Origin of the sequence: Kocuria rhizosphaerae, assembly GCF_044462265.1 — a bacterium.
Taxonomy (GTDB): domain Bacteria; phylum Actinomycetota; class Actinomycetes; order Actinomycetales; family Micrococcaceae; genus Kocuria; species Kocuria rhizosphaerae.
Window position 1 is genome coordinate 1 of record NZ_JBISWL010000137.1, and the last position, 18640, is coordinate 18640.

Genomic DNA, 18640 nt, shown 5'->3' on the forward strand with positions numbered 1-18640 from the left:
GCAGCACCCGGCACCCGTCGTCGCCGGCTGGCGGCGGCGGGTGCCGGGGCGCTCGCCTCGGCGTCCCTGCTCGCGGCGGCGGCCGTCACCGCCGTCCCGGGGACCGGGGAGCCGCCGACCGCGACATCCCTCGCGGCGGGGCCCTACCGGGGCGAGGGCGCGGCGCCGCCCGCCCGCCCGGCGTCCGCGGAGGCCGTGGCCCGGGTCGCCGCGGACGTCCCGGTGGCGCCGGCCGCACCGGCGCCACCGGAGACGGTCCCCGCGCCGGTGCGGATGGTCGTGGACGGCTCGCCGATCGACATGCCGGTGGTCCCGGTGGGCATCGAGGACAACGGCGCCATGACGATCCCCGACAACCACGTGGAGCTCGGCTGGTACCGGTACGGCCCGTCCCCCGGGGCGGCGGAGGGCGCGGCGGTCGTCGCCGGCCACGTCGACACGCTCACCGAGGTCACGCCGATGGCGCGGCTGAAGGACGTGCCGACCGGGGCGGAGGTCAGGGTGGAGCGCGCGGACGGCAGCGTCCTGCGCTACCGCACCGAGTCCGTGCGGCACGTGCACAAGACGTCCCTCGCGGACGCGGACCTCTTCCGCCGCACCGGGGAGCCCGTGCTCCACCTCGTGACGTGCGGTGGGGAGTGGCTCGAGGAGCTCGGGGACTACGAGGACAATGTGGTGCTGAAGGCGGTCCCGGTGCCCTGAGGGCCGGAGAGGGCGGGGCGGCGATGACCGGAACAGCGGTCTCCACTACGCTGGGCACGAGGCCCGGGCCCAGCCCCGCGGCCCACCACGATGACCGCCGGCCCACGAGGAGCCGTTCCACGATGCCGACGCCGCCCCCGGATTGGGGACCCGAGCTCGACACCGCGTTCGCCGCGGGGGACGAGCAGGCGCTCAGCGCCGCGTACCGGCACTGCGCCGGGGTCGTCCGGGGGCTCGCGGTGCGGACGCTGCGGGACGACTCGGCTGCCGACGACGTCGTCCAGGAGGTCTTCATCCGGGCGTGGAAGTACCGGTCCGGCTACCACCCCGAACGGTCCTCCGTCCCGGCGTGGCTGATCGGCATCGCCCGCAACTGCATCGCCGACGCCGCGAGGACCGCGGGCCGCGAGGCCGACCGCCGCCGGGCGGCCGCCGTCCACTCGGACCGGGGACCGCGGCACGAGGAGGCGGACCTGCTCGTGGACCGGCTCGTGGTGCGGTCGGAGATCGAGCGGATGGGACCACCGAGGTCCACGATCATGGCGCTCGCGGTGTACGAGGAGCTCACGCACCAGCAGATCGCCCAGCATCTGGACCTGCCCCTCGGCACGGTCAAGAGCCACCTGAGGCGCGGCCTCACGAACCTGCGAACACGATTGGGAGACGGCCATGGCGCACCTGAGTGAGGAGACGCTGACGCTCCTGGCTCTGGGTGAGGGCCCGGACCCCCGGAGCCGGGACCACCTCGAGAGCTGCCCCGAGTGCGCGGCGGAGCTCGAGCAGCTGCGGCACGTCGTCCGGGCGGGGAGGGCCTCGGCGCCCGCCCCGGCGGCTCCCGGCCCCGGGGTCTGGGCGGCGATCCACGCCGAGCTCGGTCTCTCGGACGACGTCGCGCATGACCCCCTGGACGGGGCCCGCGCCGTGGGTGCACCGGCGGCGCCGGAGGACACGGCCGCCCGCGACGACACGGCTGTCCGGGGCGACACGGCTGTCCGACACGACACGGTTCCCGGGGACGACCCGGCCGCCGGGGGCGACGCGCCGGTTCGCGGCGGCGGTGGGGCGGACGTCGTCGACCTCGGTTCCCGGCGCGACCGGTCCCGGCGCGGAGTGCCGTACCCGCTCGCCGCCGCGGCCGTGGCCGCCGCGCTGTTCGTGGGAGGTGCCGCCGTGTGGGGCGTCCAGCAGCTGGGCCTGGGCCCGGAGCCGACCCTCCTGGCGAGGGCCGAGCTGGAGCCGCTGGCCGGCTACAGCGCTCGGGGCTCCGCGGAGGTGGACGAGCGCCCGGACGGCACGCGGCAGCTGGTGGTGCGCACCGACCCCGCCGACGTCGACGGGTTCAAGGAGGTGTGGCTGCTCGCGCCGGACGCCCAGCGGATGGTGAGTCTGGGTGTGATGGCCGGGGACGAGGCCGTGTTCGTGCTGCCGGAGAACCTGGACGTGGGGGAGTTCCCCGTCGTGGACGTCTCCGACGAGCCGGTCGACGGGGACCCCACCCACTCGGGCGACTCCATCGTCCGAGGCGTCCTGGAGACCTGAGCGCCGGCGGCGGGCCGCCGCCGAGGGATCCCGGGCGCGGTTCCTGTCCTGATCCCCGGGCGCGTTCCCGGCACCTGTTTCCCGTCCCGTTCCCCGGGGTGCCTCAGAGCAGCGCGGAGGTCAGCCGGGCGACGTTGTCGACGTACTTGCGCCACAGCGGCCGCCGCTTCCACTCCTCGAGATCCAGCAGCGTGCTGGCCTCGTGGAACTGCGCCACCACCGCGTCCATCCGCCGGCGGAACTCCCGGTCCACGATGTACACGGAGACCTCGAGGTCCAGCGCGAAGGACCGCTCGTCCATGTTGGAGGAGCCGATGACGGAGACGTAGTCGTCCACGAGCACGAACTTGGCGTGCAGGACGGTGGGGGACCGGTAGCGGTAGATCTTCACCCCGGCCTCCGCGAGTGCCTGGTAGTAGGAGTTCTGGGCGTGGTAGGCCAGGAAGTGGTCGGAGGTCTCGCCCACGAACAGCTGGACGTCCACCCCGGACTGGGCCTCGGTGGTGAGCGCGTGCATCAGCGACTCGTCCGGGACGAAGTACGGGCTCGCGATGACGATCTGCCGGTTGGCGTTGTAGATGAGGTGGTTGAAGAGCCGGAGGTTGTTCTCCGTCTCGAAACCGGGTCCCGAGGGCAGCACCTGCGCGAACACGGGTCCCTCCACGCCGGGGAGCTCGCCCGTGGCCTCGTCCAGCAGCAGGTCACCGGTCTCGGAGTACCAGTCGCCCGTGAACAGCGCGTTGAGCTCGGCGACCACCGGGCCCCGGCACTCGATCATCAGGTCCTTCCACTGCAGGTCCTTCCGGACGTTCCTCCGCTTGTTGTACGAACGGTGGATGACGTTCTGCGAGCCGGTCCAGGCCACCTCGCCGTCGACCACCAGGATCTTGCGGTGGTTGCGCAGGTCGGGCCGCTGCCACTCGCCCTTCCAGGGCCGCACGGGCAGCATCCGCTGCCACGGGAACCCCGATCGGTCGAAGTGCCGGACGAGCGCCCGGTAGCCGGGATAACCGACCGAGCCGAGGTGGTCGATGAGCACGCGGACCCGCACACCACGCTCGTGGGCGCGCACCAGCGCGTCCAGGAGCACCCGGGAGGTGTCGTCGAAGGCCACGATGTAGAACTCGAAGTGGACGTAGTCCTCCGCCCGGTCCACCGCCTCGGCCATGAGCCGCAGGGCCTCGTGGTTGTCCGTGCGGATCTCGAAGGAGTTGCCGCCCACCATGGGCAGCGCGCCGAGACGGTAGTTGAGCGCTGCGGTGGACTCGATCCAGGCGGGGAGCTGCTCCAGCGTGTTGCCGAGGACGGGGGAGCCCGGGGAATTCTCCCGGATGACGTCGTTCATCCGGGCCTGCATCGCCATCCGGTTCTTCGGCAGCCGGGCGGAGCCGATGACCAGGAAGAGCAGCAGCCCCACGACCGGCACCAGGAAGATGGCCAGGAGCCAGGCGAGCGCCACGGACGGGCGGCGGTTGTGCGGGATCCAGCCCAGGGCCAGGAGGCGCACGGTCCAGTCCAGGACGACCAGCACCAGCAGGATCGACTCCGGGAAGGTGTCCGCGGACAGCAGGTCATAGGGGAACAGGGGGGCCTCCAGCACTCGTCACGATCGGGGCGCCGCCACGGGCGCGCCCGTCAGCCGGGCCGTGGCAGGAAGTAGTCGGTCTCCAGGCCGGGGGACCTGCGGTGCACGAAGCCCGCCGCGAGCAGGACCTGCTCGGCAGGGGCGTTGTCCACCGGAACGCTCGCGCGCACGCCGGACACCGCGTCGTCGGTGAACGCCACGCCCAGGAGCGCGGCCAACCCCTCCTGGGCGTAGCCAAGATTCCGGTAGGCGGGGGCCAGGGAGCCCACGACCTCGAGCTCGGCGTCGATCGGCGGGCCCACGAAGCCGGACGTGCCGACGATCTGCCCCGACTCCTTCTCCACGATGGCCATCCGTGCGTACACGGACTCGGTGAAGAAGTAGCCGCCGGCCAGCAGGGACTCCCGGGCGAAGTCCATGTCCTCGGGCGAGGGGAAGCCCTCGGCGAAGTGCTCCGCCCGGTCGCCCGCCGCCACGGCGTCGAGCTCCTCCGCGGTGAAGGGCCGGATCAGGAGTCGTTCCGTCTCCAGGACGGGGGCGGGTCGCAGGGCCTCGAGGTCCTCGGTCATGGTGCTGCTTTCTGCGTGCACGGGTGCACGGCCGGCGGAGGGGAGCCCGGGGGGCCCCGGAGGATCAGGGTCGTGGACGGTCGGGAACGGGATGCTGCGGTGCGGCCGGTCAGCCGAAGTGCTGCGGCAGGGTGGCCTCGTGCGCCGTGCGCAGCTCGGCCAGGCCGACGGCGAACTGGCTCTGCACGTCCAGCGCCCGGTTCTGCGCGTCCACCACCCCGATCCGGATGAACGGGTAGCTGCGCATCGTGCACATGTCGCTGAAGCGTACTTCCTCGCTGCGCGGCACCGCCACCACGGCCCGTCCCTGTGACTCCGAGAAGAGCATCGTGAACAGGTCCACGCCGTCCCGGTCGCACACCTCGCCGAGGCCGATCCGCGCCCCGACGTCGAAGCGCAGCGCCATCTCGGCCAGCGTGGCGGCCAGGCCGCCCTCGGCGACGTCGTGCGCGGCGTCGATCATGCCGTCGCGGGACATGTTGATCAGCAGCTCGCCCAGCAGCTTCTCCCGGGCGAGGTCCACGGCCGGGGGGAGCCCGCCGAGGTGCCCGCGAATGTTCGCCCACTCGGAGCCGTCCAGCTCGTCGGCGGTGGTGCCGAGCAGGTAGATCGCCTGCCCGTCCTCGCGCCAGCCCGAGGGGGTGCGGCGGCGGACGTCGTCGAGCACGCCCATCATCGCGACCACGGGGGTGGGGTGGATGCCCACGCCGCCGGTCTGGTTGTACAGGGAGACGTTGCCGCCGGTCACCGGGACACCGAGCTCCATGCAGCCGTCGGCCAGCCCGCGCACGGCCTCCGCGAACTGCCACATGGTCCCCGGGTCCTCCGGGGAGCCGAAGTTCAGGCAGTCGGAGACGGCGACCGGGCGCGCCCCGGCGGTGGCCACGTTGCGGTAGGCCTCGGCCAGCGCCAGCTGCGCGCCCCGGTACGGGTCCAGGTAGGCGTAGCGGCCGTTGCAGTCGGTGGACAGGGCCACGCCGAGACCGGTCTCCTCGTCCACGCGGACCACGCCGGCGTCGTCGGGCATGGCCATGGCGGTGTTGCCCTGCACGTAGCGGTCGTACTGGGCGGTGACCCAGTCCTTGGCGCACAGGTTCGGGGAGGCCATGAGCTCGAGCACGGCGTTCTTGAGCTCATGGCCGGAGGGGCGGGAGGCGTCCGCGGGGGAGCCGGCGAACCGGTCGGCCTGCAGCCGGTCCTGGTCCGCGGGGCGGGCATACGGCCGCTCGTAGACGGGGCCCTCGTGGGCGACGGTGCGGGGGTCGACGTCGACGATGACCTCGTCGTCCCACTCGATGACGAGCCGGCCGGTGCCGGTGACCTCGCCGATCCACGAGTACTCGACGTCCCACGTCGCCATGACGGCCTCGAAGGCGGCCACCTTTTCCGGGGTCACGACCGCCATCATGCGTTCCTGCGACTCGGACATGAGGATCTCGCCCGGGGTCAGGGTGGGGTCGCGCAGCAGGACCTCGGTGAGGTCCACGTGCATGCCGCCGTCGCCGTTGGAGGCCAGCTCCGAGGTGGCGCAGGAGATGCCGGCGGCGCCGAGGTCCTGGATGCCCTCCACGAGGGAGTTCTTGAACAGCTCGAGGCAGCACTCGATGAGCACCTTCTCGGCGAACGGGTCGCCCACCTGGACGGCCGGCCGCTTGGACGGCTTGGCGTCGTCGAAGGACTCCGAGGCGAGCACCGAGGCGCCGCCGATGCCGTCGCCGCCGGTCCGCGCGCCGAACAGCACGACCCGGTTGCCGACGCCTGAGGCGTTGGCCAAGCGGATGTCCTCGTGGCGCATGACGCCGACGGCCAGCGCGTTGACCAAGGGATTGCCCTGGTAGCAGGAGTCGAAGACGACCTCGCCGCCCACGTTGGGCAGGCCCAGGGAGTTGCCGTAGCCGCCCACGCCCGCGACGACGCCGTGCACCACGCGCGCGGTGTCCGGGTGGTCGATCGCCCCGAAGCGCAGCGGGTCCATGACGGCGACCGGGCGGGCACCCATCGAGATGATGTCGCGCACGATCCCGCCCACGCCGGTCGCGGCGCCCTGGTAGGGCTCCACGTAGGAGGGGTGGTTGTGGGACTCGATCTTGAAGGTCACGGCCCAGCCGTCCCCGATGTCGGTCACCCCGGCGTTCTCGCCGATGCCGACCATCAGGTCCTTCTTCATCTCCTCGGTCACCTTCTCGCCGAACTGGCGCAGATGGACCTTGGAGGACTTGTAGGAGCAGTGCTCGGACCACATGACCGAGTACATGGCCAGCTCCGCCGCGGTGGGACGGCGGCCGAGGATCTTCTTGATCTCCTCGAACTCGTTGTCCTTGAGCCCCAGCTCGGCCCAGGGCAGCTCGGTGTCGGGGGTGCCCGCGGCGTGCTCGACGGTGTCCAGGTTGAAGTGCTTCTCGCTCATGGAGTGCTTTCCGTGTCCCTTACTTGACCAGTGTCTTGAGGGCGGAGACGAACAGCCCCAGCCCGTCCGTGCCGTCGCGCATGCCGACCTCGCCGAACGCGGAGGAGTCCGCGCCGAAGCCCGGCTCCACCGCGTGCTCGGGGTGGGGCATGAGACCCACCACGTTGCCGCCGGCGTTGCTGATGCCCGCGATGTCCCGGCGGGAGCCGTTCGGGTTGAACCCCACGTAGCGGAACACCACGCGGCCCTCGGCCTCGAGGGCGTCGAGGGTCCGCTCGTCGGCCACGTACTGCCCGTCCTGGTTCTTCAGCGGCACCACGATCTCCTGGCCCGCCTCGAACTCGGTGGTCCACACCGACTCCGCGTTCTCCACGCGCAGGCGCTGGTCCCGGCACAGGAACTTCAGGTGGTCGTTCTTGATCATGGAGCCCGGCAGCAGGTGGGCCTCGGTGAGCACCTGGAATCCGTTGCAGATGCCCAGCACCGGCAGCGGCGAGGAGCCGGAGGTGCCTGCCGCGTTCGCCCCCTCGACGATCCGGTCCATGAGCGGGGCGAACCGGGCGATCGCCCCCGCGCGCAGGTAGTCGCCGTAGGAGAAGCCGCCGGGCAGGATCACCGCGTCCACGCCCCGGAGGTCCTCGTCGGCGTACCACAGCGGGACCGGGGTGCCGCCGGCCAGCGTCACGGCCCGGCCCGCGTCGCGGTCGTCGAGGGTGCCGGGGAAGGTGACGACGCCGATCCGGGCGTCCTCGAGCGCCGGGTCCGGGCCGTGGCCGGAGAGGTCCGCGACGAGCGGGGTCTCGGTCATGCTCAGTTCTCCTCGGTCTCGTCCAGGACCGCCACCCGCACGACGTCCTCGATCACGGGGTTGGACAGCAGCTTCTCGGCCGCCTCGCGGGCCTGGGACAGCACGTCGTCGGTGGCCTCGCCGTCCACGGACAGTTCGAAGCGCTTGCCCTGCCGCACACCGGCGAACCCGTCCAGGCCGATGCGGGGCAGCTCGTTGGCGATGGCCTTGCCCTGCGGGTCAAGGATCTCGGGCTTGGGCATGACGTCGACAACAATGCGGGCCATCGGGGAACTCCTCGGAGGGGTCTGGCGTGGAGCCGGGATCCGGCGAACGGTGCCCATCCTATCGTTCCGGGCCCGGGGCCCCGACGCCGCGTGACGAGGGGCACCTCTGCCGCACCCTCCCAACGCCGAACTCACCGCTTCTGCCCGACACACAGGGTGCGTGCCCCGGTCTCGGGCAGAAGTGGCGAGTTCAGCGGCCGCCGATGACTACGGAGCCACCGTGTGACCCGGCATGGCCCGGGTGTTCGCGCTATTCTGCGGTCGCCCGGGCCCTCGAGGGGCAGTCGTCCTCGGCGTGGTCAGGAGCGGGACGGAACGACGACGCTGGGCGGCCGATCCAGCCGGTCTCGGGCACGGCACCGTGTAGACTGTTGGTACTAACACCGGCCCCGCTGATGAGTCTTCAGGCTCTCAAGGGTCGGTTTTCTTTTGTCTGGACCATGGGTGGCTGCTCTTGTACGACAAACCTCACAGGACCTATGACGAGCAGCTCCAGCTCTTGGCCAGCCGGGGACTGACATGGCATGACTGTGAGCGAGCCCTCGAGCTCCTGCGCAGTGTCGGGTACTACCGGCTCGGCGCCTATGTGTATCCCTTCCGCGAGCTGTTGCCGGAGTCGGAACAGCGAGTCGGGTCGCCGGTCCGGTTTCGTTCCAGCTCCATCCGTCCGGGGACCACCATGGAGCAGATCGAGGCGCTGTGGAGCTTCGACCGTGCGCTGCGCCTGCTCGTGCTGGATGGCGTCGAGACTGTGGAGACGGGGCTGCGGACGCAGGTCGCATATGTTCTGGGACGTCGAGATACCTTCGGCCACCTGCGCCCGCAGGCCCTTGAGAACTCGGCTTGCACGCGACGCCACCCCAGTACCGGCCGGAGCGCGTTCGACGAGTGGAGGCAGGCGTACACGGTCCTCCAGCACCGCGCCCGGAACGAGGACTTCGTCCGGCATCACCTCACCAAGTACGGGGAGCCTCTTCCCGTCTGGGTCGCGGTGGAGTTCATGGATTTTGGTGGTCTCGCGCGGCTGTTCTCCCTGATGAGGAAGGCGGATCAGCGTGTTATCGCCCATCAGTTGGGCGTCGAGGGCGGTCCTTTCTTTTCCGACTGGATGAGAGGAGTCGGACACGTCAGGAACGTCGCCGCCCACCACAGCCGCCTGTGGAACCGAACACTGACACAGAAGTTCCGCCATCCCAGGCCCGCCCAGGTGGAGGCGTCCTTGCATCACCTGATTGGTTTCGGCACCTTGGACCGGGTCTACCCCGCATTGGCAGTCATCGCCTACCTTGCACAACACGTCGATCCTCGGAGCACCTGGCCACGGAGGGTTCGTCAGCTGTTGACCGATTTCCCCGACCTTCCGGGCCTGAGCATTGAGGAAGGGATGGGAGCGCCGAAAGGCTGGGGACAGCTGCCCCTGTGGCGCGATAGTGCCGGCTGAGTCACGCCCCCTGCGGGACCTCGGCGTCATCGCGAACCCTGGCCCGGGACTCCACCTCGCGCAGGCGATCCATGAGCTCGTGCACCTCGGCGTCGTCGAAGTGCTCCGTGGGACCCCCGTGGTCCGTGAACGGCGACCCGAACAGCGCACGGGGATCCACGACGCCGTTGGCCGTGAGATGGTCGACGACCATCTGCACGAACCGGATCTGTGCGGCGGAGCAGCGGGAGCCGTCGAGGAACTCGGACAGGGCCTCCTGGGCCGCCTCCCGGTCCAGGCCGACGAGCTGCCGGATGAACAGGCCCAGCCCGCCCTCGGACGCCGCCTCGATCTCCGCCGGGGATCCGGTGCCGCTCATCTGCAGGAGGGCGTCCAGGTGCTGCAGGTCCACCGTGGTGAGCTGGCGGTTCCGCCGCACCTTCTGGAGCGTCATGTCGTCCTGGTGACTACGGAGGAAGTCCCGGGCCTTGGCCGTGAACCGCTCCATGTCCGTGCCGACGTCGGCACGCGGCGCCTCCGTCTCCCGCACGTGCCCGAGCTCGTCCTCGAAGTCCGAGTACACGACGTGTGCGTGCCCACGGGGAACGTAGCGCAGCAGCCCGCGCAGTCGGCGACGGATCCGTTCGACGGCCGTGGCGCCGACACCCTCCCACCAGGCGTCCGAGGCGACCGACTCCAGCAGCTCGGCCTGCTGCTTCACCGCGGCGATGCCGGTCCGGCTGAGCAGCGCGGAGGCGAGCTGCTGGAGGGTGTCCCGGATACTGGCGGCCACGGTGTCGTCGCCGGTGAGCAGGGCCAGCTGCAGCTGGAGGCAGAGCAGGTCGAACCGCTTGGCGGACTCGTCGGGGTCGGTGTCCGCGGAGGGCAGGGGGGCGAGCTCGCGCTGGACGTCCTGGGCCGTGGACTCGTCGATCCTCTGCCAGTTCTCCCACAGCGACCAGGTCTCCACGGCGCGGCGGTGCGGGCGAGCGAGGACGTTCTCCACCGGTACGGAACTCACGCGGCGGTGCAGGATCGTGGCCGTGGCGCGCCGCAGCCCGCGCAGGTGGAGCTCGGCCTCGTCCTCGCCAGGAGTGCGGCCTGGCGCGTCGTCGTCGACGGTGCCGTCCAGGACGGTGAGCAGCTCCAGGCGGTGCCGGAAGAGCCGCTCGGTCAGCGACGGCGTGGTGTTGCCGCCGCTCTCCTCGGGGTTCTCCCGGAACCACTCGAAGTTGCCGCAGACGTCGAAGACGTAGAAGTCCTGCTTGCTCTGCCCCGGTCCGTAGAGGTCCGGGCGCAGGCGGGTACCGCGGCCGATCATTTGCCAGAACTTGGCCTTGGAGTGCACCGGCTTGAACAGCACGAGGTTGGCGACCTCGGGCACGTCGATGCCGGTGTCGAGCATGTCCACCGAGATCGCGATGTCGGGGCGCTTGGCGGCCTCGGAGAAGTCGTCGATGAGGACCTGGGCGCGCTCGGTGCGGTGCGTGATGACCTTCGCCGACTCCCCGAGCGCCGGCCAGTTGGCGTCGAAGCGCTCCTTGACGAAGGCCGCGTGCTTCGCGTTGGCGGCGAAGACGATGGCCTTGGCGATCCGGTCCCCGCCCTCCACCCGGTGGCCGCGCTCCATGAGGACCTGCAGGACCTTGTCGACGGTGTCGGCGTTGAAGAGGCGGCGGTTGATCTCGCCGGCGCCGACCTCGTCGGGGATCTCGCCGTCGTCGTTCCACTCGGTCTCGTCCCAGGCGGCGCGCTCCTCCTCGGAGAGCTCGTCGTAGCGAATGCCGCCGCGCACGAACTTCAGGGGCACGTCCACGGCCCGCGGCGGGACGAGGTAGCCGTCCTGCACCGCGTCCTCAAGGCTGTAGACGTCGGTGGGCACGCCGTCCTCGAGCTGGAACACGCGGTAGGTGTTGCGGTCCACCTCGTCCTTCGGGGTGGCGGTCAGGCCCACCAGGTGCGCGTCGAAGTGCTCGACCACTGCCAGGTAGCGGTTGAAGATCGACCGGTGCGCCTCGTCGACCACCACGAGGTCGAAGAACCCGGCCCCGAACATCGCCGTGCCGTCCGGGTTCCTGGCGTCGAGCAGGTTCAGCATCGTGGGGTACGTGGAGACGAACACCCGGCCGTCGGTGGACTTCTCCTCCACGAGGTTCACCACGGTGGTATTGGGCAGGTGCTCCCGGAACGCGCGTTCGGCCTGCTTGACGAGACTCGTCCGATCGGCGAGGAACAGCACGGTGCGCACCCAGCTGGCCCGGGTCAGCAGGTCGGTCAGCGCGATGACCGTGCGGGTCTTTCCCGTTCCCGTGGCCATCACCAGCAGGGCGCGGCGCTGACGGTCGGCCTCGAAGTGCTCGGCCACGGCCCGGATCGCCCGCTCCTGGTAGGGGCGGCCCGCGATCGCTTGGTCGACGGGCAGGGAGGACAAGGGCTTGCGACGACGACGCCGCTGGACCAGCCGCTCCAGCTCGCTCCGCGTGGCGAAACCGCTGATCCGTCGGTGGGTCGCGTCGACCGCCCGGTCCCGCACCCGGTGCTCGTAGCCGTTGGAGAGGTAGATGACCGGGTCCTGCCCGGTGGCCGCCAGCAGTGCGTCGGCGTACTCCTCAGCCTGCCGGGCGCCGTCCTCGGGGGAGCGGTCCGTCCGCTTGGCCTCCACGACGGCCAGCGGCCTGCCGTCGGCGCCCCACAGCACGTAGTCGACGAACCCCGTCCCGCCCGAGGGCAGGCCCTCGACGCGGTACTCCCGGTCCCGGCGCTGGTCCAGCGCCCAGCCGGCCTCGCGTAGGTACATGTCGATGAGCAGCCGCCGGGTCTCGGACTCTTGGTAGTCGTGCTCGTCCGGTACCTGCTCCTGCCGGGTCTCCTCGATCTGCCGGCGCAGCTCGGCGAGGTCGGCCTCGAGCTTGGCCCGCTCCGCCTCCGACCGCTGCAGGCGCTCCCGCTCGGCGGCCAGCACCTCGTCCTGCTGGCGGAACTTCTCGATCAGGCCGTTGAGCTCCGCCTGGCTGAGCGGACGGTCGGCCACGTCGGGGATCACGGACGGGTCGAAGCGGTGCTCGGAAGACAGTTCCGCCCTGCCGGTGCTGAACCGCAGGGCCGCCCAGTGCACGACGTGGTGCAGCTCCTTCACCACCGCCAGCGCCGTCTGCGCGCCGAACGCCTTGCGGCTCTCGTGCACCCCGGTGTTGCCGGCCTTGCGCACGGCATTGAGCTTGGCGACGATCATGTCGCCGGTCAGCTGCCGGAACGCCGGGGCATTGATCCGTGCCGCCAGGTCCGCCCGGTACGGCTCGGACAGACCGGCGGCGAGATAGAGGTGGTCGACCAGCTGCTCGACGACCCGCCGCGCGTACAGCGCCGAGGCCCGCGGATCCTGGCGCACGTACTGCTCGGCCCGCACGCACTCCTGGTGCACGCCCGGCCACTCCGGGGCGATGAAGTCGAAGTTGCTGGCCATGCTCGTCCTACCGCTCAGCAGTTTGCAGGGGCAACTCCCATCCTGTCAGAGCTCGTCCCGGAAGGCGCGGTACTGGACGGAGTCGTAGAGCTGCTGGGCGAGGATCAGACGCTGTTGCATCCGCCTGTGCGCGCGATCACCTCGTTGGACGACGTCCACAAGTTCCGCTTGTACGTCTTCTGAGGGGATAATGAATTGCACATCTTGCAAATCAGCCTGGCTAATCTTGTACGTTCCATTGGTCGTTTTCGCGCGGCTTTGAATTTGGTGTTGTACCGCGTGACTGTTCCAAAGGTGTGGGATGAGTTCGGATCGGATTTGTTGGGCGTCGAATCGGGCCTCAATCATCGTGTCCGGAAATGCATAGGTTGGCGCACTGGGGGCCGCCAAGGCACCAACTCCGACAAGTTTACGGTTTCCGTTTCCTCGACATATTAGCAATGCACCTTCTTGGACGCGCGCCTTGTCCAGTGGTGGCGAATCGAAAAATCCGCTTTTTTGAGCGGATTCCCGGAAATGCCCGCCAGTGATTGCACTAAGAGTCAGGACAGTGCCAGGATATCTCCCCTTGGAGGAGGGGGAAAGGCCATTCCGAAGGGGGCGTGTGAGCAACTCGGGGAGCGGAACAAACTTCGTTCGGTGCCTAGATCGTTCTAGTACCGCGTATTGGACAAGACTCGTCAGGCCGCTGATTTCTCTTTCGGTCGCTTCGAGGGTGAACCGAGCGCTCTCAAGGGCTGCCACGATGCGGTTTTGAACGAGCAACGGGGGGACAGGTATCCGCACTTTCACAAGATTTGTCCGCGTGATCTGAGGTTGGGAAGATCCAGTTATGACATCCTGCAGACCTCGCCGTTCTAAGGCGATTGCGAGGTATCGAGGGTTGACTCTGTCGCTCAATGCATCCAGAGCCATGGCATTCCCACTCGCATATAGGGGGCCTGAAACAAGCATGACATTGCCACAGGTGCCACGGCAGCCAATTAACACAACGTTTCCGTCGTGGGATTTTTGGTTTGTGTAACCGATTAGTCCACCCGCGCCGTATGCCGGGTGGCCTCGCACTTCGAGGTCTTTCTTGGCCAATATCGGCCATTGCTTTGGTTTGCAGATCTCGCCCAATGTGAGCGTCGGCCAGGTGTTCACCGCAACATCTCCTTGAGCTCGGCCAGACCAGCGCGGATCTCGTCGTCGAGCCTTTCCAGATCCGCGATGATCTCCAAGGGGTCGCGGTGGTTCTCCTCGACCACGGCGATCTCCTGGTAGCGGTTGATCGCGAGGTCGTAGCCGGCGTCGACGATCTCCTGCTTGGGTACGCAGAAGCTCTGGTCCGTGCGGCCGCGACCTCGTTCGGCGCCGTCGCGGTCGCTCCAACGGGCGAGGACGTCGGGGAGGTTGTTCTTGGCGTGCTCGTCCTCCGTCAGCGCCTCGCTCGGAGCAGGCCCGAGCTTGGTCACGGGCAACAGTTCCTGGCGCTTGTCGTCGAGGCTGAGCCCATCGGCCTTCACATCGTAAAACCACACGTTCTCCGTACCGCCTGCCCCTCCCGTCCTCCGGAAGAAGAGGATCGCTGTGGAGACTCCCGCATACGGCTTGAACACGCCGGAGGGCAGCTTCACCACGGCCTCGAGCTGCTCCTCCTCCACCAGCATCCTGCGCAGAGCTTTGTGAGCGGTGGAGGAGCCGAACAGCACGCCGTCGGGCACGATGACGGCGGCGCGGCCGCCGACGTCGAGCAGGTCCAGGAATAGGGCCAGGAACAGCAGCTCGGTCTTCTTGGTCTTGACGGTCTTCAGCAGCTTGTTCGACGTCGTCTCGTAGTCCAGGCTGCCCGAGAACGGTGGATTGGCGAGGATCAGGCTGTATTCACCGCTGTCCTCGCTGGCGCCCTCGGCCAGGGAATCACGGTAGCGGATGTCCGGGCCCTCCACGCCGTGCAGGAGCATGTTCATGGAGCCGATCCGCAGCATCGTGGAGTCGAAGTCGTAGCCGTGGAACATGTGGTGGTGGTACTTCTCCCGCGCGGTGGCGTCGGTCATCACCTCGGGGGAGTAGGTGCGCACGTGCTCAGAGGCTGCCACGAGGAAGCCTGCGGTGCCACAGGCCGGGTCGCAGATCCGGTCGTCCGGGGTCGGCGCCGTCATCTCGACCATCAGCTGGATGATGTGCCGCGGGGTGCGGAACTGGCCGTTCTGCCCGGCCGAGTTCAATTTGGAGAGCAGGTACTCGTAGAGGTCGCCGTTCGTGTCCCTGTTCTGGAGCGGGATCTCGTCCACGAGCTGCACCACCCGGTCCAGCAGCTGCGGGGCGGGGATGGTGAAGCGCGCGTTGGCCATGTGGTGGGAGTACGTCGAGTCGTCACCGCCCAGGGTGCGCAGAAAAGGGAAGACCTCGCCGCTGACGACGTCGTACATCTCCTGGGCGTCGTCCAGGGTCTTGAAGCGGGACCAGCGCAGGTGCTGCTGGTCCGGGAGGAAGACGGGGTTGTCGATCACCCCGGCGCCCGTGAACTGGGCCTTCTTCTCAGCCGTGGTCTGCAGGTCGTCCAGGCGTCGCATGAAAAGTAGGTAGGTGATCTGCTCGATCACCTCCAGCGGGTTGGAGATCCCTCCTGACCAGAAGCGGTTCCAGACGGCGTCGATCTTGCTCTTCAGTTCTCCGGTGATCACCAGAAGATCCTACGGGGAGACGGGGACTTCGAATGTCCTTGCGCAAGAACTTTGAATGCTGACCAGCGAAGGTGTCCAATCATGCCTGCAATTGAAGGGGCGGATGGAAGGTGACTTTGAATATACTGTAGCAGCTGGAAAAATGATCGGCATGCAGGACATCCGCTTCCCGAGCTTCCCGTTCGACTCGCTCCTCGCCGGCACGATCATCGAGCTGGAGCGGGCGCGGGGCGATCTCATCGCTCCGGCTCGTCTGCCGCCCCTGTTCGCGGAGCTCCGCGAACTGTTCCAGCATCTGACGAGCATGCTGTCCGCCCGGATCGAGGGCAACCGCACCACGGTGGTCGATGCGCTGGAGGGGGCGGCTCGTGCGGAGCGCGGGGAAGGGGAGGTCCGCGACGACGTGCGGGAGATCCTCCAGCTCGACCGGACGAGCGAGTACATCGACGAGCGCCATCGGGAGGGGCAGCTCGTCCTCTCGCACAAGCTCATCCGGGAGCTGCACAAGCTCGCCGTCGACGGGTTGCACCGGGAGGGCGACGCGACGCCGGGCGAGTACCGGACCGGTCAGGTGTCCATCGCAGGCGCCGCTCACGTGCCGCCCGGCCCGGAATCCGTCTTTGCGGACATGGACCAGCTCCTGGCGTTCATCAACCGCAAGGTGGCTCCACAGCAACAGCTGATGCAGGTGGCCATCGCCCACCACAGGTTCGTGTGGATCCACCCGTTCGGCAACGGCAACGGCCGGGTCTCACGCCTCCTGACCTACGCGATGCTGGTCGACCGTGGTTTCACGGGCGCCGGATACCGGGCGCTGAACCCCACCACGGTCTTCGGTGCTGATCGAGAGGCCTACTACGCCCGGCTGTCACGTGCCGATGCCCTGGACGACGAAGGCATGATCCAGTGGTGCCAGTACGTGCTGGACGGCATCAAGCACGATCTGGACGCCATCCAGCAGCTGAACGATCCGCGGACGGTGCTCAACGAGGTGTACATCCCCGCACTCGACCACGCACACCGCTCCGGGGTGCTGAGCGGCCGGGACGTCGCTGTCCTTGCCCGAATCGCCGGACTGGAGAGCGCCAGGGCCGGCGACATCGAAGACCTGGTGCGCGTCACTCCAACCGCTCGCAGCCAGTACATCCGCAAGCTCCTGGAGCAGGGCCTGATCCAGCGCACCGAGCCCAGGGCGCGAAGCTACTGCATCAAGCTGGTGACCAACGAGCTCACGATCTTCGTGGTGCGCCGCCTCGACGAGCTGGGCTTGCTGCCCTCGATCCTCATGGACGACTGACGATCCCGTCCGCAGCCCTGCCTCACTCCGTCACCTGGGCGTACTGCCGCCGCAGCAGGCGCGCGGCGCGGTCCAGCGCGGCCTCGAGCTGCTCCGGGACGGAGAGGGTCTGCACGTAACGTACTGCGCGCACACGTCCTTGAACAGTTTGGGCAGCTCGACATCCTGCAGGTAGCCGCCGCCCTGCGCCGTCCTCACGACGTCTCCGACGATCGCCACGACCGGCTTGCTGTCCAGCTCGACGTCGTCCCGGGCCCGGGCCATGGCGGCCAGGATCGGGTCCGCCCCGTCCCCGGCGCAGCCGAACACCCGGTGCACGCCCCCACGCCCTCAGCCGGGCGACGATTCCGTCCGCGACGTCCCAGCCCAAATACAGGCTGGTCCCGGTGGACCGTGGTCCCATGGAGAGCATGAGCAGCATGTCGGACACCACGGGCGCCGGCCCCGACGACGCCCGGCTGGTCCCGATCTACCGGTGGGCCCTGACGCTGCTGGGGATCGCCACCGTGCTCGGCGCCCTGACCGAGCTCGCGATGCTGCGCCACTGGCAGGGCCCCGCACAGCTGGTCCCGTGGGCCGTGCTGGCCGTGCTGCTGCTCGCCGCCGTGGCGTGGGCGGTCCGTCGCAGCCCCGCGACGGTCCGCGCCGTGCAGGTCGCCGCCGTCGTCGCCGTGCTGGGAAGTGTCTACGGCGTCTACGAGCACGTCCTGGCGAACCTGCGGGCCGGACCGCTGGACCCGCGCTACGCCGAGGTCTGGGAGTCGATGTCGGGCGCGGCCCGGCTGTGGGCGGCGACCAGCGGGGCCGTGGGGCCGTCCCCCGTGCTGGTCCCCGGGACGATGGGCCTGGCCGGGGTGCTGCTCTGGCTGGCCGTCCTCCGGTGGGGTCGCCGGGCCGGCTGACGCACGGGGCGGGACACGCCGGTGCGGTCGTCCTAGGCTGGGCAGTGTGCTGACCACCGGGGCCGATCCCGGACCGCCCGACCACCTGGAGGGACCTCGTCATGACCCAGCCGGAGCAGCAGCAGGACGTCCCCGGCGTCCAGTCGGAGATGACACCGGTCCCGGACTGCGGTGAGCACAGCTACCGCGGCTCGGGCAAGCTCGAGGGCAAGGCGGCGATCGTCACCGGCGGGGACAGCGGGATCGGCCGCGCCGCCGCGATCGCCTACGCCAGGGAGGGCGCCGACGTCCTCGTCGCCTACCTCAGCGAGGACGACGACGCCCGGGACACCGCGCGCTGGATCGAGGAGGCCGGGCGCAGCGCCGTGCTGGTCCGCGGTGACCTCTCCGACCCCGCGCACTGCCGGGCGGTCGTGGAGCGGGCCGTGCAGGAGTTCGGCAAGATCGACGTGCTGGTCTCCAACGCGGCCTACCAGATGAGCCACGAGAGCCTGGACGAGATCTCCGACGAGGAGTGGGACTACACCTTCCGGCTCAACGTCGGGGCGATGTTCCACCTCGTCAAGGCCGCTGTGCCGCACATGGCCCCCGGCTCGTCGGTCATCGGCACGTCCTCGGTCCAGTCCGACTCGCCGTCGCCCCACCTGGCGCCCTACGCGGCCACCAAGGCGGCGATCGCGAACTTCTCCGCCGGCCTGGCGCAGATGCTCGGCAAGCAGGGCATCCGGGTGAACAGCGTGGCGCCCGGGCCCATCTGGACCCCGCTGATCCCGTCCACGATGCCGGCGGAGGTGGTCGCCTCCTTCGGCGACGACACCCCGCTCGGCCGGCCGGGGCAGCCCGCCGAGCTCGCTCCCGTCTACGTCTTGCTGGCGTGCGACGACGGCAGCTACGTCTCCGGCGCTCGCGTGGCGGTCACCGGGGGAAAGCCGATCCTCTAGGCGGCGCCCGGGCGCCGGCGGCCCCGGAGGGCGGCAGGAGCCCGCGTGGAGCGCTCCGCGCCGTCGTCGGCG

At 69.5% G+C, this 18640-nt stretch carries 15 protein-coding genes; 7 read left to right on the forward strand and 8 right to left on the reverse strand.

Annotation, left to right across the window (positions count from 1 at the left end):
- The 3 genes from ACH9EU_RS15815 to ACH9EU_RS15825 all read left to right on the forward strand — a co-directional run.
- A partial coding sequence (locus ACH9EU_RS15815) for a sortase domain-containing protein (RefSeq protein ID WP_396414859.1) occupies positions 1-702 on the forward strand: 702 nt, incomplete at its 5' end.
- Positions 703-824: 122 nt separating this feature from the next.
- Positions 825-1388 (forward strand): sigma-70 family RNA polymerase sigma factor, encoded by a 564-nt coding sequence (locus ACH9EU_RS15820; protein ID WP_396414860.1) that lies wholly within the window; start codon positions 825-827, stop codon positions 1386-1388.
- Entirely contained in the window at positions 1372-2241 is an 870-nt protein-coding gene (locus ACH9EU_RS15825) for an anti-sigma factor domain-containing protein (protein WP_396414861.1), read from the forward strand. The genes ACH9EU_RS15820 and ACH9EU_RS15825 overlap by 17 nt, the downstream gene beginning before the upstream one ends.
- Positions 2242-2344: 103 nt before the next feature.
- Here ACH9EU_RS15825 and cls read toward each other — a convergent pair whose 3' ends face one another.
- The 5 genes from cls to purS all read right to left on the reverse strand — a co-directional run bounded on the left by cls (position 2345) and on the right by purS (position 7876).
- Entirely contained in the window at positions 2345-3841 is a 1497-nt protein-coding gene (gene cls / locus ACH9EU_RS15830; protein WP_396414862.1) for a cardiolipin synthase, read from the reverse strand.
- A 35-nt stretch (positions 3842-3876) separates the two neighbouring features.
- On the reverse strand, positions 3877-4395 hold the full coding sequence (locus ACH9EU_RS15835; protein WP_396414863.1) for a GNAT family N-acetyltransferase: 519 nt from the start codon (positions 4393-4395) through the stop codon (positions 3877-3879).
- Positions 4396-4504: 109 nt separating this feature from the next.
- Positions 4505-6802: a phosphoribosylformylglycinamidine synthase subunit PurL gene (gene purL / locus ACH9EU_RS15840; protein ID WP_396414864.1), complete on the reverse strand. Its 2298-nt coding sequence runs from the start codon at positions 6800-6802 to the stop codon at positions 4505-4507.
- 19 nt (positions 6803-6821) lie between these two features.
- The gene (gene purQ / locus ACH9EU_RS15845) at positions 6822-7610 is read right to left on the reverse strand and encodes a phosphoribosylformylglycinamidine synthase subunit PurQ (RefSeq protein WP_396414865.1); all 789 of its coding nucleotides are present in this window, start codon (positions 7608-7610) and stop codon (positions 6822-6824) included.
- Between the two features lie 2 nt (positions 7611-7612).
- A complete protein-coding gene (gene purS / locus ACH9EU_RS15850) occupies positions 7613-7876 on the reverse strand; it encodes a phosphoribosylformylglycinamidine synthase subunit PurS (RefSeq protein WP_396414866.1) in 264 nt (87 codons plus the stop codon).
- 499 nt (positions 7877-8375) lie between these two features.
- On the opposite strand from purS, the gene ACH9EU_RS15855 reads away from it, so the two are divergent.
- The gene (locus ACH9EU_RS15855) at positions 8376-9317 is read left to right on the forward strand and encodes an Abi family protein (protein ID WP_396414873.1); all 942 of its coding nucleotides are present in this window, start codon (positions 8376-8378) and stop codon (positions 9315-9317) included.
- A 1-nt stretch (position 9318) separates the two neighbouring features.
- Here the strand turns inward: ACH9EU_RS15855 and ACH9EU_RS15860 are convergent, their stop codons facing one another.
- From ACH9EU_RS15860 to ACH9EU_RS15870, 3 genes are read right to left on the reverse strand one after another with little or no spacing between them, the layout of a single operon-like run.
- The gene (locus ACH9EU_RS15860) at positions 9319-12759 is read right to left on the reverse strand and encodes a DEAD/DEAH box helicase family protein (protein WP_396414867.1); all 3441 of its coding nucleotides are present in this window, start codon (positions 12757-12759) and stop codon (positions 9319-9321) included.
- A 45-nt stretch (positions 12760-12804) separates the two neighbouring features.
- Complete coding sequence (locus ACH9EU_RS15865) at positions 12805-13905, reverse strand: restriction endonuclease subunit S (RefSeq protein ID WP_396414868.1); 1101 nt, start codon at positions 13903-13905, stop codon at positions 12805-12807.
- Entirely contained in the window at positions 13902-15428 is a 1527-nt protein-coding gene (locus ACH9EU_RS15870) for a type I restriction-modification system subunit M (protein WP_396414869.1), read from the reverse strand. The genes ACH9EU_RS15865 and ACH9EU_RS15870 overlap by 4 nt, the downstream gene beginning before the upstream one ends.
- Before the next feature lie 151 nt (positions 15429-15579).
- Between ACH9EU_RS15870 and ACH9EU_RS15875 the strand changes: the two genes are divergently transcribed.
- The 3 genes from ACH9EU_RS15875 to ACH9EU_RS15885 all read left to right on the forward strand — a co-directional run bounded on the left by ACH9EU_RS15875 (position 15580) and on the right by ACH9EU_RS15885 (position 18568).
- A complete protein-coding gene (locus ACH9EU_RS15875; RefSeq protein WP_396414870.1) occupies positions 15580-16725 on the forward strand; it encodes a Fic family protein in 1146 nt (381 codons plus the stop codon).
- A gap of 410 nt (positions 16726-17135) precedes the next feature.
- Positions 17136-17627 carry a hypothetical protein gene (locus ACH9EU_RS15880; RefSeq protein ID WP_396414871.1) on the forward strand — a complete coding sequence of 164 codons (492 nt, stop codon included), beginning with the start codon at positions 17136-17138 and terminating at the stop codon, positions 17625-17627.
- 101 nt (positions 17628-17728) lie between these two features.
- Positions 17729-18568, forward strand: coding sequence for an SDR family oxidoreductase (locus ACH9EU_RS15885; protein WP_396414872.1), 840 nt, complete (start codon positions 17729-17731; stop codon positions 18566-18568).
- Positions 18569-18640 lie beyond the last annotated feature (72 nt).

Bases quoted from the DNA above. Each gene is read 5' to 3' on its own strand.
- ACH9EU_RS15820 (WP_396414860.1), top strand. From the start codon at position 825: ATGCCGACGCCGCCCCCGGATTGGGGACCCGAGCTCGACACCGCGTTC.
- ACH9EU_RS15825 (WP_396414861.1), top strand. From the start codon at position 1,372: ATGGCGCACCTGAGTGAGGAGACGCTGACGCTCCTGGCTCTGGGTGAG.
- ACH9EU_RS15835 (WP_396414863.1), bottom strand. From the start codon at position 4,395: ATGACCGAGGACCTCGAGGCCCTGCGACCCGCCCCCGTCCTGGAGACG.
- purL (WP_396414864.1), bottom strand. From the start codon at position 6,802: ATGAGCGAGAAGCACTTCAACCTGGACACCGTCGAGCACGCCGCGGGC.
- purQ (WP_396414865.1), bottom strand. From the start codon at position 7,610: ATGACCGAGACCCCGCTCGTCGCGGACCTCTCCGGCCACGGCCCGGAC.
- purS (WP_396414866.1), bottom strand. From the start codon at position 7,876: ATGGCCCGCATTGTTGTCGACGTCATGCCCAAGCCCGAGATCCTTGAC.
- ACH9EU_RS15860 (WP_396414867.1), bottom strand. From the start codon at position 12,759: ATGGCCAGCAACTTCGACTTCATCGCCCCGGAGTGGCCGGGCGTGCAC.
- ACH9EU_RS15875 (WP_396414870.1), top strand. From the start codon at position 15,580: ATGCAGGACATCCGCTTCCCGAGCTTCCCGTTCGACTCGCTCCTCGCC.
- ACH9EU_RS15880 (WP_396414871.1), top strand. From the start codon at position 17,136: ATGAGCAGCATGTCGGACACCACGGGCGCCGGCCCCGACGACGCCCGG.
- ACH9EU_RS15885 (WP_396414872.1), top strand. From the start codon at position 17,729: ATGACCCAGCCGGAGCAGCAGCAGGACGTCCCCGGCGTCCAGTCGGAG.